General features: G+C 59.7%; 18 protein-coding genes. 17 read left to right on the forward strand and 1 reads right to left on the reverse strand.

Annotated features, from left to right (window positions below; genetic code table 11):
• The first annotated feature begins 24 nt into the window (after positions 1-24).
• From ABJO75_RS22560 to ABJO75_RS22570, 3 genes are all read left to right on the forward strand, one after another.
• The gene (locus ABJO75_RS22560) at positions 25-1,383 is read left to right on the forward strand and encodes an MATE family efflux transporter (RefSeq protein WP_348126153.1); all 1,359 of its coding nucleotides are present in this window, start codon (positions 25-27) and stop codon (positions 1,381-1,383) included.
• Entirely contained in the window at positions 1,383-2,255 is an 873-nt protein-coding gene (locus ABJO75_RS22565) for a 50S ribosomal protein L11 methyltransferase (protein WP_348126155.1), read from the forward strand. Before ABJO75_RS22560 ends, ABJO75_RS22565 begins: the two co-directional genes overlap by 1 nt.
• A gap of 90 nt (positions 2,256-2,345) precedes the next feature.
• Positions 2,346-2,690 carry a hypothetical protein gene (locus ABJO75_RS22570; RefSeq protein ID WP_348126157.1) on the forward strand — a complete coding sequence of 115 codons (345 nt, stop codon included), beginning with the start codon at positions 2,346-2,348 and terminating at the stop codon, positions 2,688-2,690.
• Positions 2,691-2,788: 98 nt separating this feature from the next.
• Here the strand turns inward: ABJO75_RS22570 and ABJO75_RS22575 are convergent, their stop codons facing one another.
• Positions 2,789-3,007, reverse strand: coding sequence for a DUF1127 domain-containing protein (locus ABJO75_RS22575; RefSeq protein ID WP_348126159.1), 219 nt, complete (start codon positions 3,005-3,007; stop codon positions 2,789-2,791).
• 348 nt (positions 3,008-3,355) lie between these two features.
• Here ABJO75_RS22575 and ruvC point away from each other — a divergent pair, with 348 nt between their 5' ends.
• From ruvC to ABJO75_RS22645, 14 genes are all read left to right on the forward strand, one after another.
• A complete protein-coding gene (gene ruvC / locus ABJO75_RS22580) occupies positions 3,356-3,853 on the forward strand; it encodes a crossover junction endodeoxyribonuclease RuvC (RefSeq protein ID WP_348126161.1) in 498 nt (165 codons plus the stop codon).
• On the forward strand, positions 3,850-4,518 hold the full coding sequence (ruvA, locus tag ABJO75_RS22585) for a Holliday junction branch migration protein RuvA (RefSeq protein ID WP_348126163.1): 669 nt from the start codon (positions 3,850-3,852) through the stop codon (positions 4,516-4,518). The genes ruvC and ruvA overlap by 4 nt, the downstream gene beginning before the upstream one ends.
• A gap of 41 nt (positions 4,519-4,559) precedes the next feature.
• Positions 4,560-5,579, forward strand: a complete 1,020-nt coding sequence (ruvB, locus tag ABJO75_RS22590; protein WP_348126165.1) for a Holliday junction branch migration DNA helicase RuvB — start codon at positions 4,560-4,562, stop codon at positions 5,577-5,579.
• 50 nt (positions 5,580-5,629) lie between these two features.
• Positions 5,630-6,253 (forward strand): hypothetical protein, encoded by a 624-nt coding sequence (locus ABJO75_RS22595; protein ID WP_348126170.1) that lies wholly within the window; start codon positions 5,630-5,632, stop codon positions 6,251-6,253.
• A complete protein-coding gene (ybgC, locus tag ABJO75_RS22600) occupies positions 6,250-6,636 on the forward strand; it encodes a tol-pal system-associated acyl-CoA thioesterase (protein WP_348126172.1) in 387 nt (128 codons plus the stop codon). The genes ABJO75_RS22595 and ybgC overlap by 4 nt, the downstream gene beginning before the upstream one ends.
• Before the next feature lie 104 nt (positions 6,637-6,740).
• A complete protein-coding gene (gene tolQ / locus ABJO75_RS22605; protein ID WP_348126174.1) occupies positions 6,741-7,436 on the forward strand; it encodes a protein TolQ in 696 nt (231 codons plus the stop codon).
• A gap of 3 nt (positions 7,437-7,439) precedes the next feature.
• On the forward strand, positions 7,440-7,910 hold the full coding sequence (gene tolR, locus ABJO75_RS22610) for a protein TolR (RefSeq protein ID WP_348126175.1): 471 nt from the start codon (positions 7,440-7,442) through the stop codon (positions 7,908-7,910).
• Positions 7,911-7,922: 12 nt separating this feature from the next.
• Complete coding sequence (locus ABJO75_RS22615) at positions 7,923-8,966, forward strand: energy transducer TonB (RefSeq protein WP_348126177.1); 1,044 nt, start codon at positions 7,923-7,925, stop codon at positions 8,964-8,966.
• Positions 8,963-10,282: a Tol-Pal system beta propeller repeat protein TolB gene (gene tolB / locus ABJO75_RS22620; protein WP_348126179.1), complete on the forward strand. Its 1,320-nt coding sequence runs from the start codon at positions 8,963-8,965 to the stop codon at positions 10,280-10,282. The genes ABJO75_RS22615 and tolB overlap by 4 nt, the downstream gene beginning before the upstream one ends.
• A gap of 79 nt (positions 10,283-10,361) precedes the next feature.
• A complete protein-coding gene (pal, locus tag ABJO75_RS22625; RefSeq protein ID WP_348126181.1) occupies positions 10,362-10,868 on the forward strand; it encodes a peptidoglycan-associated lipoprotein Pal in 507 nt (168 codons plus the stop codon).
• A gap of 19 nt (positions 10,869-10,887) precedes the next feature.
• Positions 10,888-11,721 (forward strand): tetratricopeptide repeat protein, encoded by an 834-nt coding sequence (locus tag ABJO75_RS22630; RefSeq protein ID WP_348126366.1) that lies wholly within the window; start codon positions 10,888-10,890, stop codon positions 11,719-11,721.
• Positions 11,718-12,971 carry a tRNA lysidine(34) synthetase TilS gene (gene tilS / locus ABJO75_RS22635; protein ID WP_348126183.1) on the forward strand — a complete coding sequence of 418 codons (1,254 nt, stop codon included), beginning with the start codon at positions 11,718-11,720 and terminating at the stop codon, positions 12,969-12,971. The genes ABJO75_RS22630 and tilS overlap by 4 nt, the downstream gene beginning before the upstream one ends.
• A 75-nt stretch (positions 12,972-13,046) precedes the next feature.
• The gene (gene ftsH / locus ABJO75_RS22640) at positions 13,047-14,963 is read left to right on the forward strand and encodes an ATP-dependent zinc metalloprotease FtsH (RefSeq protein WP_348126185.1); all 1,917 of its coding nucleotides are present in this window, start codon (positions 13,047-13,049) and stop codon (positions 14,961-14,963) included.
• A 142-nt stretch (positions 14,964-15,105) separates the two neighbouring features.
• Positions 15,106-15,681: an MOSC domain-containing protein gene (locus ABJO75_RS22645; protein ID WP_348126367.1), complete on the forward strand. Its 576-nt coding sequence runs from the start codon at positions 15,106-15,108 to the stop codon at positions 15,679-15,681.
• Position 15,682: the final 1 nt, after the last annotated feature.

Genomic DNA, 15,682 nt, shown 5'->3' on the forward strand with positions numbered 1-15,682 from the left:
GGGCGGTTCCTGACTGGATCAACGATGGGTCATGTTGTTCGCATGACGATGGCCGGCGCGATGGGCATCACCTTTGTCTTTATCGTGGATGCGGCGAACCTCTACTGGATCGCGCAATTGGGGGACCCGCAATTGCTCGCCGCTGTCGGGTTTGCCTTTGCGGTCCAGTTCTTTTCGGTCTCGTCAGGCATTGGCCTGATGATCGCCTCAACCGCTCTGATTTCGCGCAGCATTGGCGCGGGCAATCGCGAAACCGCGCGGCAGCAGGCGACCAGCGCCGCCGTAATTGCAGGTTTCTGGCAATTTACGGTTGCCGGGCTGATCATCGCGTTTCGGCATGATATCATTGCCTTGATTGGTGCCACGGGCGAGACAGCCGCGCTGGCGGCGCGGTATCTCGCGATTTCGTTGCCATCGTTGGGCATCATGGCGATCAGCATGATTGCAAACGGTGCATTGCGCGCGGAGGGCGATGGGCGCCGGTCGATGATGGTCACGCTGTTGTCGGGTGCCGTGGCGATGGTGGTGGACCCTGTCCTGATTTACGGGTTTGGCATGGGGCTCGATGGGGCGGCCATTGGGATCACACTGTTTCGCTTTGTGATGTTGGCCCTTGCGCTGCGGTTCGCCATTGGCACTCATGATCTGATGGCGCGGCCTGCGCTTGCGGATATCAGGGCGACCCTGGGTCCCTATCTGGCCATTGCCGTTCCAACGATCCTGACCCAACTGGCGACTCCGGTCGGAAACTTTCTCGCCACGACAGTGATGGCCCCATACGGCGACGACGCTATGGCGGGTTGGGCGGTGGTTGGGCGACTGACTGTCGTGGCCTTTGGCGGGATATTCTCGCTTGCCGGGGCGATTGGCGGCATCTTTGGCCAGAACTTTGGCGCGTGTGAATACGACCGTGTCCGGACCACCTATCGCGACGCGGTTCTGTTTGGCGTGGCCTATACCTTGGTGACCTGGGCGTTGCTGGCGGTTCTGGGGCCCAGCATTGCCGGCGTCTTTGAACTAACCCCGCAGGGTATCGAGGTCGTGCTTGCCTTTACCAGCATTGGCGCAGGCGGTTTCGTGCTGGGTTCGGCGTTGTTTGTGGCGAACTCGGCCTTTAACGCGCTTGGCAAGTCGACGCGGTCTACGTTGACCAATTGGGTGCGCGACGGGGTTCTGACTCTGCCGCTGGCAATGCTCTTTGCGCTGTGGTTCGGCGCGAATGGTGTGATCTATGCGCAGGCGGCGGCGGGGGCCGTGGTTGGTTTGATTGCTGCGATCTGGGGCTGGTGCTATGTCGTGGCTCTGCATCGTCGCAACCTTCCCCCGCTTGACCTTGCGCCGCCACGCCCCTACGCGAATGCGGACCGATTCAGGAGACGATGATGCCGACCTTTACCGCGCTGACCACATTGATGGGCAAGAAAGCCGCCGAAGCCCTCGGCGAAGCGATGGAGCGGCTGATACCCGAACCCACCGGGATCGGGGTGTTCGAGGTCGAAGACGGATCGGGCCTTTGGGAGATTGGCGGCTACTTCGAGAGCGCCCCGGACGAGGCCGCGCTGGCCCTGTTGGCGGTGGCGTTCGAGGCCAAGCCCTTTGTCGTGTCCGAGTTGCCCGAAACCGACTGGGTCGCCCATGTGCGCCGTGAACTGGCCCCGGTGCGGGCAGGCCGGTTCTTTGTCTATGGCAGCCACGATGCTGACAAGGTGCCGGAGGATGTCGAACCGCTGTTGATCGAGGCGGCGATGGCCTTTGGAACGGGGCACCATGGGACGACGCTGGGATGCCTGCGGGCGGTCGAGACGTTGATCGAACGCGGAGTCCTAGCGAAAAGCGTCGCCGATATCGGCTGTGGCACTGCGGTTCTTGCAATGGCTGCGGCGCGAGTTTGGGACGCGACCATTCTGGCGAGCGATATCGATCAGGTTGCGGTCGATGTGGCCAAGGCCAACCTGCGCGCAAACGGGATCGACAGCGGGGGGGAATGCGTCGAGGCTGCGGGGTTTGATCACCCGGCACTGCATGAACATGCGCCCTATGACGTGATCTTTGCCAATATTCTGAAAGGTCCGCTGGTGGCGCTGTCCCCTGAAATCGCGGCGCATCTGCAACCCGGCGGGTTTGCGATCCTCTCTGGCATACTGAACGAGCAGGCTGCCGAGGTGATTGCTGTTTACCTTGAAAACGGAACCAATCTTATCTCTCACGAAGAGATTGGTGACTGGTCTACGCTCATTCTCCAAAAAATCGCCTAAAACTCGTCTCAAATTTCGGCCGGTTGCCGGGGCATCGTAAGGACGTCCTAGTTTTTAGCGTTGGTGGGGGCCAGCCTATCGGAGCTTCCAGTGAACGAGAGCCAAACCCAATTTGACCAACGCCTGCGCCGCCTGGACCACAAGCACAAGGCCATGGCACGGGGGCGCGAGAGCGTCACGCACTCTGATGGGCTGGTCATGGCGAGGCCGATGCGCATACGCGAACGACGGTCAATCCGCCCCGCGGCAATCCTGATCGTCGCGTTTCTGCTGTTCAAGGCCATTCTGATCGTAAGCATCGGCGAAGCGACATATCAGGAGCGTGTTGCACAGCTCCGCCACGGCAATCTGATCGAACATGCAGGCGCAATCCTGATGCAGGTCGACCCGATCTCGAGCGCCCTTGCGCTGGAATTGCGGCCCTATTTGCGCTGAGCCGGTCCAAGTGCCTTGGTCATGGTATCGGGCCAAATGAAAAAGCCGCGCCCTAAATGGGGCGCGGCTCAAAAATCGTCATGAGTGGTTTTGTGTCGTTAGTGGCGGCAGGTGCGCACGGCAACTGAATCGATATCACCTCGAATAAGGCCGATATCTTCAAGCTCGCGATTGGTGAGGCCAGACAGCGCGTTGCGAGTCATGCGCGCGTCGTTCCATTCGATCACTGCATCGCTTGCAGACGAAATAAGAGTGCCGATACGGCCAATCAGGCCGAATGAGCCGTGGGTGGTGCGGTTGGTGTCAAAAGCAGCCATATCCTTGTCCTTTGTTTTGATGGTTCAGTTGCTCGTTTCGTTCAAGCGCAAATAGGGAGCGATTCTGCGCCGCGCAAGACGAAAAAATGCATGGATCATATGCAATTATTGCATGTGTCCCTATGCGTGTAACTATCTATAAATGAACATAAAATTGCCATTCATCGGCGTCGTTTTCTGATCTGAAATTGTCGGAAATGAACTGTGGCGTCGCGACTGGTTTCGCGGGTGTCGGTTTTGCACTCTGACGCAAAACGCTTGGACCATGTTCGCGTTTCGTGCTAGTGCATCAAAAAAGCAACAAGACCGCGCGTCAGCGTGGGCAAATAAGGCAGGATCGGGCAGGGCATGCGGATTTTAGGCATTGATCCGGGGCTTCGAACCCTGGGATGGGGCATCATCGACTCGCAAGGGTCGAGGTTGAGCCACGTTGCAAACGGACAGATTCATTCCGAAGGCAAGGAACTGTCTGTCCGACTCTTGTCGCTTTATGATCAGTTGCAGGATGTTCTGCACCGTTTTGCGCCCGATGCGGCGGCGGTCGAACAAACATTTGTCAACAAGGACGGGGCGGGCACGCTGAAACTCGGTCAGGCGCGGGGGATTGCCATGTTGGTTCCGGCGCAGGCGGGGCTTCAGATCGGAGAATACGCGCCCAACCGGGTCAAGAAGACGGTTGTCGGGGTGGGGCACGCGGACAAGGCGCAAGTGTTGCATATGGTTCGGCTGCAATTGCCGGGTTGTGAACCGGCGGGGCCGGATGCCGCTGACGCGCTGGCGATTGCGATCTGCCACGCCTATTACGGTCCGGCATCGGCGATTGTGGAACGCGAGGTGAGGGCATGATCGGACATTTGCGCGGGCGGTTGCAGTACCGCAGTACGGATCACATTCTGATCGATGTGCAAGGTGTCGGTTACATCGTCTATTGCTCGGAACGGACCCTTGCCACGTTGCCGGGGCCGGGCGCGACCGTCGCTCTGTTTACCGATCTGGTGGTGCGCGAAGACCTGATGCAGCTCTTCGGCTTTCCCAGTCTGATCGAGAAGGAATGGCATCGCCTGTTGATGAGCGTGCAAGGGATCGGGGCAAAAGCATCGCTGTCCATTCTCGGGGCGCTTGGCGCGGATGGCGTTGGCCGGGCGATTGCCCTGGGCGATTGGAAAAGTGTAACGGTCGCCAAAGGCGTCGGTCAGAAAACCGCGCAACGGGTGGTTCTGGATCTCAAGGACAAGGCGCCAGGTGTCATGGCGATGGGCGGAACGGTGATCGAAGCGCTTGGAGGGCCCGCCCCCGTCATTGAGGCGGAGACGGCTGCGGTTGCCCCGCAGGCGACGAAGCCCGCTAACGTCATGTCGGCGCAGGCCGATGCGCTGTCAGCCCTGTCAAATCTGGGGTACTCGCCCGGCGATGCGGCAGGGGCTGTTGCCGAAGCTGCAGGTGCCCTACCCGAGGCCGGAGAAGCGGAACTTATCCGGGCGGCCTTGAAACTGCTGGCGCCGAAAGGCTAGGTCGGAATGACTGAACCGAAGCGCTGCCCCGGAGGACGAACATGATGGATGCGGACCCGACCGTCCGGCCTGATCCGTTGCCGGAAGACAATGACAGGGCCTTGCGGCCTCAGGCGCTGGATGAGTTCATCGGGCAGGCCGAAGCGCGCGCCAATCTCAAGATCTTTATCGAATCGGCGCGCCGGCGAGGCGAAGCGATGGACCACACCCTGTTTCACGGACCACCAGGGCTGGGCAAGACAACGCTGGCGCAGATCATGGCGCGTGAACTGGGTGTCAATTTCCGCATGACCAGCGGCCCGGTTCTGGCCAAGGCCGGAGATCTCGCAGCGATCCTGACCAACCTTGAAACGCGGGACGTGTTGTTCATCGACGAGATCCATCGGCTGAACCCGGCAGTCGAAGAGGTTCTTTATCCGGCGTTGGAAGATTTCGAGCTGGATCTCGTGATTGGCGAAGGCCCGGCAGCCCGCACCGTGCGTATTGAGTTGCAGCCCTTTACCTTGGTGGGGGCAACAACGCGGATGGGGCTTTTGACCACACCGCTTCGGGACCGGTTCGGCATTCCGACCCGGTTACAATTTTACACGGTGGATGAATTGCACGAAATCGTCAGCCGTAATGCTCGCAAACTAGGCGCGCCAGCGGACAGCGACGGTGCGCGCGAAATTGCGCGGCGAGCACGGGGAACACCGCGGATTGCTGGGCGGTTGTTGCGCCGGGTGGTGGATTTCGCGGTGGTCGAAGGCGATGGATCAATCACGCGCGAACTTGCGGATGGGGCGCTGACACGTTTGGGTGTGGACCACATGGGGCTTGATGGCGCCGATCGGCGCTATTTACAGTTGATTGCCGAGAATTATCACGGTGGCCCGGTGGGGATTGAAACCCTGTCCGCAGCGCTGAGCGAAAGCCGCGATTCGCTGGAAGACGTAATCGAGCCGTTTCTTCTGCAGCAAGGGTTGATTCAGCGCACGCCGCGCGGTCGAATGTTGGCGCATAAGGCATGGGATCATTTGGGCATGGCCCCGCCCAAAGGGCAGAATGATCTGTTCGGTTGACTATGGGACGCCCCCGACGGGAGTATTTGGACAAAGATGAAGGAACGGCCGTGACACCAGACGAAATCGAAGCGCTGTTTCTGACGAGCGTCGGGGAATACAGGTTTGCGCGGTGGGGGCGGCCGATTGTACCGGTCATTTTTGGCGTACAGGACGAGACGCTGCCGGTAATCAAGGGCGCGTTCGAGGCGGTTTGCACGCTTGCGGGCCATCAGATGGCCGAGACTGATCCTGAACTGGGCACCAACTGCATGGTGTTCTTTTTTCGGGCGTGGTCGGAACTGCTTGAGGTGCCCGATCTTGATCGATTGATCCCGGAACTCTTGCCGCTGGTGGCGCGGCTGCAGGAGGCCGACGCCAATCAATACCGGCTGTTCCGGTTTGATGAGGCCGGGGCGATCAAGGCCGCGTTTGTTTTCCTGCGAATGGATGACGCCCTGTCGGAATTGCCGGCCGAGACGCTGGCGCTTGGTCAAGTGGTGCAGGTTGCGCTGTTGTGGTCGGACAATGCCTTTCGAGAGCGTTCACCGCTTGCGCTGGCAGCGGGTACCACGATCCTGCGTCCCGAGCTCGCTCGCGTTATCCGCGCCGCCTATGATCCGGCGATGCCAGTGACGGCACAGGATTCGTCACATGCTTTGCGGCTTGCAGCGCGGATGGCGCGTGAGCAATGAGCCACCAGTTTCCGATCCGCGTTTACTATGAAGACACCGACATGGGCGGAATCGTCTATCACGCCAATTACCTGCGCTATATCGAGCGCGCGCGCAGCGGTTGGGTGCGACAACTGGGCAATGACCAGAATGCCATGCGCGAGGGTGGTCTGGTCTGGGTGGTGCGCCGTGTCGAGGCAGAGTATCTGTCGACCGCCCGCTTTGAGGACGAATTGATCGTCGAAAGCACGGTTCGCAAGGTCACGCCTGCGCGGCTGGTCATGGATCAGGTTGTCACGCGGGCCGGGACGCCGATTTTCACCGCCGTGGTGACAGCGGTCTGCATGAACTCCAAGGGCCAGCCAGTGCGTTTGCCAGCGGAGATTCGCGCATTGATGCGGTGATATGTTTGTGAACACCGGTTCTGTTGGCAATCCCCGATCTTATCGGCTAGAGTTCCTGCAAGAAAAAGGCCGTATCGAAACGGTCGCGAGCAAAGAGCAGGCAGATGGAAGCAGAAACCCTTGCGCTGGCGCAGGAGATTGATTTCTCCCTGTGGGGCCTATTCGCGCGTGCAACTTTTACCGTCAAACTGGTTATGCTGCTGCTGATCGCAGCATCATTCTGGTCATGGTCGATCATCATTCAGAAATTGATCGCCTATCGAGCGGCACGGGCCGAAGCGAGCGTCTTTGATCGCGCGTTCTGGTCAGGTGAGCCTTTGGACGGGTTATTTGACCAGATTGGCGCGCAACCGGACGGCAGTTCGGAAAAGGTCTTTGCCGCCGGAATGATAGAATGGCGGCGCAGTCATCGCAGTGATGGTGGATTGATTGCAGGTGCACAGTCACGCATCGACCGGTCCATGGATGTCGCAATCAACAAGGAAGCCGAGGCCTTGCAAAAAGGGCTGCCGATCCTCGCCACGGTTGGATCAACGGCACCGTTTGTGGGCCTTTTCGGTACCGTGATGGGCATCATGAATGCCTTTATTGAGATTGCCGAGCAGCAGAATACCAACCTTGCCGTTGTTGCGCCCGGTATCGCCGAGGCTTTGCTGGCCACTGGTTTGGGTCTGCTGGCCGCTATCCCCGCCGTGATCTTTTATAACAAGTTGAGCGCCGACAGCGAGCGGATCATTTCCGGCTATGAAGCGTTCTCCGACGAATTCGCGACGATTCTGTCGCGCCAGTTGGACACCTGAGCCATGGGCGCAGCGGTTCAACAATCGGAACGGGGCGGACGCCGCCGAGGTCGCGGACGCAGCCGCGTTCGGCCGATGTCGGAAATCAACGTTACACCGTTTGTCGATGTTATGTTGGTGCTGCTGATCATATTCATGGTGGCTGCGCCGTTGTTGACCGTCGGCGTTCCTGTGGAATTGCCGAAGACTGCGGCAAATGCCCTGCCGACTGAGTCTGAGGAGCCATTGACTGTGACCCTTACCGCGACGGGTGAGGTGCAGATACAGACAACTGCGACGCCGCGCGACGAACTGATCGGCAAGCTCAGGGCGATTGCGGCAGAGCGGGAGACCGACCGGGTTTTCCTGCGGGCGGATGGGGCGATTCCCTATGAAGACGTAATGCAGATCATGGGCGCGCTGAATGCGGGCGGATTTTCCAATGTCGGTCTGGTGACCGATGTCGGTGGTCCGACGCTGGATGACGACAAGTAGTGAGGTGGCGGATTGCAGACCGGCACCAAGATTTCGGGCATTGCCCACCTGGGACTGATTACGGTCGCCATCTTTGGCGGTGCGTTTCGCAGCGAACCCTTGCCGTTTGAGGTGCACGAGGTCTCGGTGATTTCATCCGAGGAGTTTGCTGCGCTTTCAGCACCCGTCCAGCCACCAGTGATCGCCGAAGAGCCGACAGCACCAGCAGAACCCGAGCCACCGGAACCTCTGACCGAAACGCCAAAACCGGTGGCACGACCTGAACCCGAACCCGAGCCTATACAGGTGCAGCCTGAGCCAACCCCGGAGCCGGCAGAACCGGACGTTGCCGTTGTGCCGGAACCTCCGGCCACGCCGGACATAGACAGGGTCGCGCCCGAGCCGGTTATTACGCCACCGGAAGACGCCAAACCCGATGTTGTCGAGCAGGTCGAAGTCACCCCCGATGAAGGTGCCGAAACCCCGCAGGAGGTGCAGGACGCCACTGCGCCCGAGCAGGCCACCGATCGGATCGTTACCGAGGCTGTCGAGACTGCGCGCCTCGCGCCCCTGCGTTCGCCGCGTCCGCCCAGAACGCGCCCGACGCCGCCAGCCCCGACACCGGTCGCCGAGCCGGTGCAGGAAACAGAGACAGAGACAGAGACCGAAACAGAGTCATCTACCTCTAGCGCTGTGGATGCCGCGCTGGCAGAGGCGTTGGCCGGACCAGCGACAGAACCTGATGCGCCCGTTGGTCCGCCCTTGTCCGCCGGTGAAAAGGATGCGCTGCGTGTGGCCGTGTCGCAATGTTGGAATGTTGATGTAGGTGGCAGGTCCTCGCAGGTTGTGGTGACCGTGGCGATGTCGCTGGACCAGTCTGGTAAGGTCGTCGGCAACAGCGTTCGGCTCGTCGGGTCCGAAGGGGGCACCGATCAATCCGTGCAGACAGCATATCAGGCCGCACGCCGGGCCATCCTGCGTTGTCAGAAAAACGGTTATGACCTGCCTGCAGACAAATATGCCCAGTGGCGTGATATTGAGATGACATTCAATCCCGAAAGGATGCGGATCAAATGAAGAGATTTCTGGCGAGCCTCCTGCTTGGTGCAACGCTATTCTCGGCGCCCGTGATGGCGCAAGACGGGCCGTTGCGGATCGAGATCACCGAAGGTGTCATCGAACCATTACCCTTTGCGGTGCCCGGTTTTGTACCTGACACACCCGAGGCCTCGGCACAGGCAGCGCAGCTGACGCAGGTTGTTGCGGCCGATCTGATCGGCACCGGTTTGTTCCGGGAAATCACTGCGGACGCGCACATCGGGAAAGTCACCGATTTTTCTGCCCCAATCCAATATGCCGACTGGAAGGCGATCAATGCGCAGGCTCTGATTACCGGAGCCGTTTCGGTGTCCGGTGACCGGCTGACAGTGCGCTTTCGGGTCTGGGACGTGTTTTCGGGAGCCGAACTTGGGAGCGGTCTGCAATTCGTCGGCTCGACCGAAGGCTGGCGGCGCATGGCGCACAAGGTGGCGGATCAGGTTTACAGCCGAATCACCGGCGAGGGCGGGTATTTTGACAGCCGAGTGGTTTTTGTCTCGGAAACAGGGCCAAAGGACGACCGGCGCAAACGCCTTGCGATCATGGATTATGACGGGGCCAACGTTCAATATCTGACCGACAGTTCATCGATCGTCCTGGCCCCTCGGTTTTCGCCCAATGGCGATCAGGTGCTTTATACCAGTTATGAAAGTGGTTTTCCGCATATCCACGTTCTGGATGTCGGCAAGGTTCAGCAGCGTGTGCTTGAACAATCCGAAGGCACGATGAGCTTTGCACCGCGCTTTGCGCCGGATGGCCGGACAGTTGTGTTCTCGCTCGAGCAGGGCGGCAACTCCGATCTCTATGCCCTTGATCTTGCAAGCGGAAATCGAACCCGCCTGACCAGCGCACCATCCATCGAAACGGCCCCCAGCTTTTCGCCCGATGGCTCGCAGATCGTGTTCGAAAGCGACCGATCGGGGAACCAGCAGCTTTATGTCATGCCGGCAAGCGGAGGCGAAGCGCGCCGCATCAGCTTTGGTCAGGGACGATACGGCACGCCGGTCTGGTCGCCGCGTGGCGATCTGATTGCCTTTACCAAGCAAAACAACGGTCGGTTTCATATTGGGGTCATGCGGGTGGATGGCAGCGAAGAACGCCTGCTTACCGCTTCGTTTCTGGACGAAGGACCGACATGGGCCCCCAATGGTCGTGTGATCATGTTCGCCCGCGAAACGCAGGGGGCGTCGGGAAGGTCATCACTGTATTCGGTCGACATCTCCGGTCGTAATCTGCGGCCGGTGCGTACGCCGGATGGAGGATCTGATCCATCCTGGTCGCCGTTGCAGAACTAGGCATGTATCGTCGCGCGTTCACAACGGAATCGAGCTGTGATAGAAAGTGCTGACAAAATAAGATGGTGAGGCATCGGGCATGAGTTTTCTGAAAAAGTTTCTGACGGTCGGCGCGCTGCTGGCTGTTGCAGCGTGTAGTGATCCATCACAACTGGGTGGCGGTGCGGGCGGTGCAGGCAGCGGCGGAATAGGTGCGGCCGGATCGGCGTCAGACCCGACGTCCGTCGCCTATTTCCAACAGGCGGTCGGTGACCGGGTGTTGTTCGCTGTGGACCAGTCGACCATATCGGCCGAGGGGCAGGTTACGCTGAATGCGCAGGCTAACTGGTTGACGACAAATGCGGATTACTCTGCGGTTATCGAAGGCCACGCGGACGAAAAGGGAACCCGTGAATACAACCTCGCGCTCGGCGCGCGGAGGGCAAATGCCGTGCGCGAGTATCTCGTTTCGCGCGGAGTGGCGGGGAATCGCCTCAAGACTGTGACCTATGGCAAGGAACGCCCGATCGAGATCTGTAGCGAGGAAAGCTGCTATGCGCGGAATCGGCGCGCTGTCACCGTTCTCGCAGGCGGTTTGACCGGGTAAGGCAGGGCAGATGCGTATGATGCGAGTTCTGAGAGTTGGTGTAACGGTCGCGCTGATCTCTGCGGCGTTGCCCATGACGGCAGTGGCGCAGGATCAGCAGACACTTGCCGACGTGCGGCAGGAACTGACGGTGCTTTTTGTCGAGGTTCAAAAGCTCAAGCGCGAACTTTCAACGACAGGCGGGCCATCTGTGGATGTGACCGGAGACAGCGTTCTGGATCGCGTAACAGCCATGGAGACCGAGTTACAGCGCCTCACGTCCAAGACCGAAGAGCTGGAGAACCGGGTCAACCGCGTCGTGTCGGACGGAACCAACCGGATCGGTGATTTGGAATTTCGCCTTGTCGAACTGGAAGGCGGTGATGTCGGCCAGCTCGGCGAGACCACAACGCTGGGCGGCGGTGTTGCTTCTCCAAGCCCGGCTGCGCCTGTACACAACAATACGACACCAAGTTCAAATGGCGAATTGGCCGTTGGTGAAGAGGCAGATTTTCAGGCCGCCATGCAGGCGCAACAAGACGGTGACAACGCCCGTGCGGCTGAACTGTTCGCACAATTCAACCAATCCTATCCGGGCAGTCCGCTCGCAGCCAAAGCCGATCTGAATCGCGGGCGCGCCTTGGCCGCATCCGGCGATACGCGCGAGGCGGCCCGGGCCTATCTGGCGAGCTTTTCCGCAGATGGCGTAGGGCCGGATGCCCCTGCTGCGCTCTATGAACTGGGTGCGGCCTTAGGGCAATTGGGACAAACCAGCCAGGCCTGTCTGACGCTTGCAGAGGTCGCGGTCCGGTTTCCATCCTCAGAGATGGTCGCTTCGGCGCAACAGGAAATGGCGAACCTGGGCTGCTCTTGAACAAGGCCGACGCCGATATTCTGGCGCGGGTCAGAGGTGCCTTTGGGAGCGCACCGCCCGCCCGGCTTGGTGTCGCCGTATCCGGTGGCGGTGATTCAGTCGCACTCCTGCACATCCTTTCGCGGTGTTTTGAGCCGGGATCAGTCGAACTGTACGCGGTAACGGTCGATCATGGTCTGCGACCCGAGGCGCAGGCCGAGGCGATGCAGGTTCAGGCGCTTTGTGCCGAACTGATGGTCCCTCATACCACCTTGCGCTGGACGTCATGGGATGGGGTCGGCAACCTGCAAGAACGTGCACGCGAGGCGCGCTATCAGCTGATAAGTGAGTGGGCGAAAACCCAGGATATCGCGATGTTCGCGGTCGGCCATACTGCGGATGATCAGGCGGAAACGATGCTGATGCGGCTGGCCCGTTCTTCAGGCGTCGATGGGCTGGCGGCGATGCCGCTCAACCGCACGCTCTTTGGCATTACCCTCATTCGTCCGTTGCTGGGGTTGTCACGTCAGGAGTTGCGCGACTATCTGAAACATCAGGATGTCCGCTGGAGCGAGGACCCGTCGAACCAGAATACCGCCTTTGAGCGGGTCAGGACACGCGAAGCGCTCAAGCTGCTGGCCCCGTTGGGGATCACGGCGAAGGTGCTGTCTGACGTCGCCGCCAATATGGATCAGGCGCGCGAGGCGCTGGATTGGTACACTTTTCTCGCGGCACGGGAGCTTGCGGTCGTGAACGGCGGCGATGTTCTCTTTAATCTGCGCAAGTTTCGGGCCTTGCCCGGTGAAACCGCGCGCAGACTGCTGGTGCGATCCATCGCATGGGTCGGAGGCACGGTTCGGGGGCCACGCAGAATACCGGTGAGCCTCACACTCGACAGTATTCGTGCCGGGCGCTCTAGCACGCTGGGGGGGTGTAACGTTCTGCGTCACGACAACCGCGTATGGGTCTGCCGTGAATACAACGCGATTCAATCAACACGCTGTTCCATCGATTCTTTCTGGGATGAGCGGTGGCAATTGATCGGCCCTGACGCAGTCGGTCTGGAGGTGCGTGCTCTCGGTCAGGAGGGGCTGAATGAATGCCCGGATTGGCGCGCGACAGGGCGGCCCCTTGCATCCCTGATTGCGTCACCTGCGGTCTGGCAGGGCGAGACATTGGTTGCCGCGCCGCTCGCCGGCAAAACGGCTGGCTGGACCGCGCAACTGGCCGCTGGTGAAGAGGAGTTCTTTGCGACGTTAATATCGCATTGAACCTTGGCGTTTCATCTCTATTTTATACAGAAGCGGATCGCGAGCCTGTCCGATCCAAAAATTAGGAGAGTTTCCTTGGGAAATGCACGTAATATCGCCTTTTGGGTCGTCTTGTTTCTATTGATCCTGGCGCTATTCAATCTGTTCAGCGGTTCCGGCGGCACGATGCAAAGCCGTGAAATCCCGTATTCTCAGTTCGTTGCGTCTGTTGAATCGGGGGATGTCAGCCAGGTTACGCTGGATGGCGAACAAATCCGGTTCCGCGGGGCAGACGGCAGCGACTATGTCGCGATCAAGCCAGAAGATGCGGGAATCACCGATCTGCTGATCGAGAACAACATCCCGGTGCGTGCAGAAAAACAGCAGCAGTCTGGTTTTCAGTCGTTTCTCGTGACGCTGTTGCCCTTCCTTCTGCTGATCGGTGTCTGGGTCTATTTCATGAACCGGATGCAAGGCGGCGGAAAAGGCGGTGCGATGGGGTTTGGCAAGTCCAAGGCCAAGATGTTGACCGAAAAGCATGGTCGTGTGACCTTTGACGACGTCGCAGGCATCGACGAGGCCAAGGAAGAACTTGAAGAGATCGTTGAATTCCTGCGCAACCCGCAGAAATTCAGCCGGTTGGGTGGCAAGATTCCCAAAGGCGCATTGCTGGTGGGTCCTCCGGGTACCGGTAAGACGTTGCTGGCCCGCGCCATTGCAGGCGAAGCTGGTGTACCGTTCTTCACCATTTCCGGGTCTGACTTTGTTGAAATGTTCGTTGGTGTCGGTGCAAGCCGTGTCCGTGACATGTTTGAACAGGCCAAGAAGAACGCGCCCTGTATCGTGTTCATCGACGAGATCGACGCCGTTGGACGGCACCGTGGTGCCGGCTATGGCGGTGGCAACGACGAACGTGAACAGACGTTGAACCAGTTGCTGGTCGAGATGGACGGGTTTGAGGCCAACGAAGGCGTCATTATTCTGGCCGCCACCAACCGTAAGGATGTTCTTGACCCCGCGTTGTTGCGTCCGGGCCGTTTCGACCGTCAGGTCACGGTTGCCAATCCTGACATCAAAGGTCGCGAAAAGATTCTTGGCGTCCACGCGCGCAAGACGCCTCTGGGGCCGGATGTTGACCTGCGGATCATTGCACGCGGCACGCCGGGCTTCTCGGGTGCCGATCTGGCGAACCTTGTAAACGAGGCGGCGCTGATGGCGGCGCGCGTCGGACGACGCTTTGTCACGATGGAAGATTTCGAGAACGCCAAAGACAAGGTGATGATGGGGGCCGAACGTCGGTCAATGGTACTGACGGCCGAGCAGAAAGAGAAAACCTCGTATCACGAGGCGGGCCACGCGGTGGTCGGTATGGCCTTGCCCGAGTGTGATCCCGTCTACAAGGCCACCATCATTCCGCGTGGAGGTGCTTTGGGCATGGTGGTGAGCCTGCCGGAAATTGACAGGTTGAACTGGCACAAATCCGAATGCGAACAGAAACTCGCGATGACCATGGCCGGGAAGGCTGCGGAGATCCTCAAATGGGGCGAGGGCAACGTGTCCAACGGACCTGCGGGTGACATTCAGCAGGCCAGCGCGCTGGCCCGTGCGATGGTTTTGCGGTGGGGCATGTCGGACAAGGTCGGTAACATCGATTATGCCGAAGCGCATGAAGGGTATTCCGGCCAGACTCCCGGCTTTTCGGTCTCGGCCCACACCAAGGAATTGATCGAAGAAGAGGTCAAAACCTTTATCGAGAACGCCTATGCGCGCGCCTATTCCATCCTTGAGGAAAAGAACGAAGAATGGGAGCGGCTGGCGCAAGGGCTGCTTGAATATGAGACGCTGACCGGCGACGAGATCAAACGCGTCATGGCCGGCGATCCGCCACATGCGGATGACGATGAGGATGACACGCCGGATGAGGGCAACGCGCCGAGCGTCACGGCAATCCCCAAGACAAAACCAAAGAAGACGCCGCCCGAAGGTGGGTTGGAGCCTGAGCCGTCCGCCTGAATGACAGTGTGACGAGCCACTATTGCACCCGGATGCCTGATCGGTCTCCGGGTGTTTTTCGTTTGGGGCACGGCACCTTGTTTTGCTGCTGGCATTTTGGCAAGTTCGGCGAATTCGCTCGGAGGACCTTCACGTGAGCACAATGACATTGGCACCCTATGAAGCCGAAGTGACCTGGCTGGGAATCGTGCCCGCAGGCATCGCCGAGGATCGCATCAATGCCATTCCGCAGGATCGGCTGGAGTTCGACATGGGCGGCGCGCGAGGTGAACACCACTATGGCGAAACCCGCGCCTCCTGTGTTCGGGTGACGATGCTTTATGCCAAGGGGACCGAAATCAGGAACGTGCGTCAGGTGTCGCTTCTGGCGCAGGAAGACCTTGATGGAATCGCAGCCGACATGGGGCTGGAATCACTCGACCCTGCATGGCTTGGCGCATCGGTCGTGGTCCGGGGCATTCCTGATCTCAGCCACGTGCCGCCATCCTCACGGTTACAGGGGCCAAACGGATTGACCCTGACGATTGACATGGAAAACCTGCCCTGTATCTGGCCCGCCAAGGAGATAGAGCGCGACCATCCGGGATTTGGCAAAGCGTTCAAGCCCGCAGCAGAGGGTCGTCGGGGTGTCACTGCATGGGTCGAACATCCCGGGGAACTGTCAGTCGGAGACCGCCTGCGCCTGTTTGTACCGACGCAAAAGCCTTGGCGCCCCTGAT

This window comes from Sedimentitalea sp., from assembly GCF_039973035.1.
Lineage (GTDB): Bacteria > Pseudomonadota > Alphaproteobacteria > Rhodobacterales > Rhodobacteraceae > Sedimentitalea.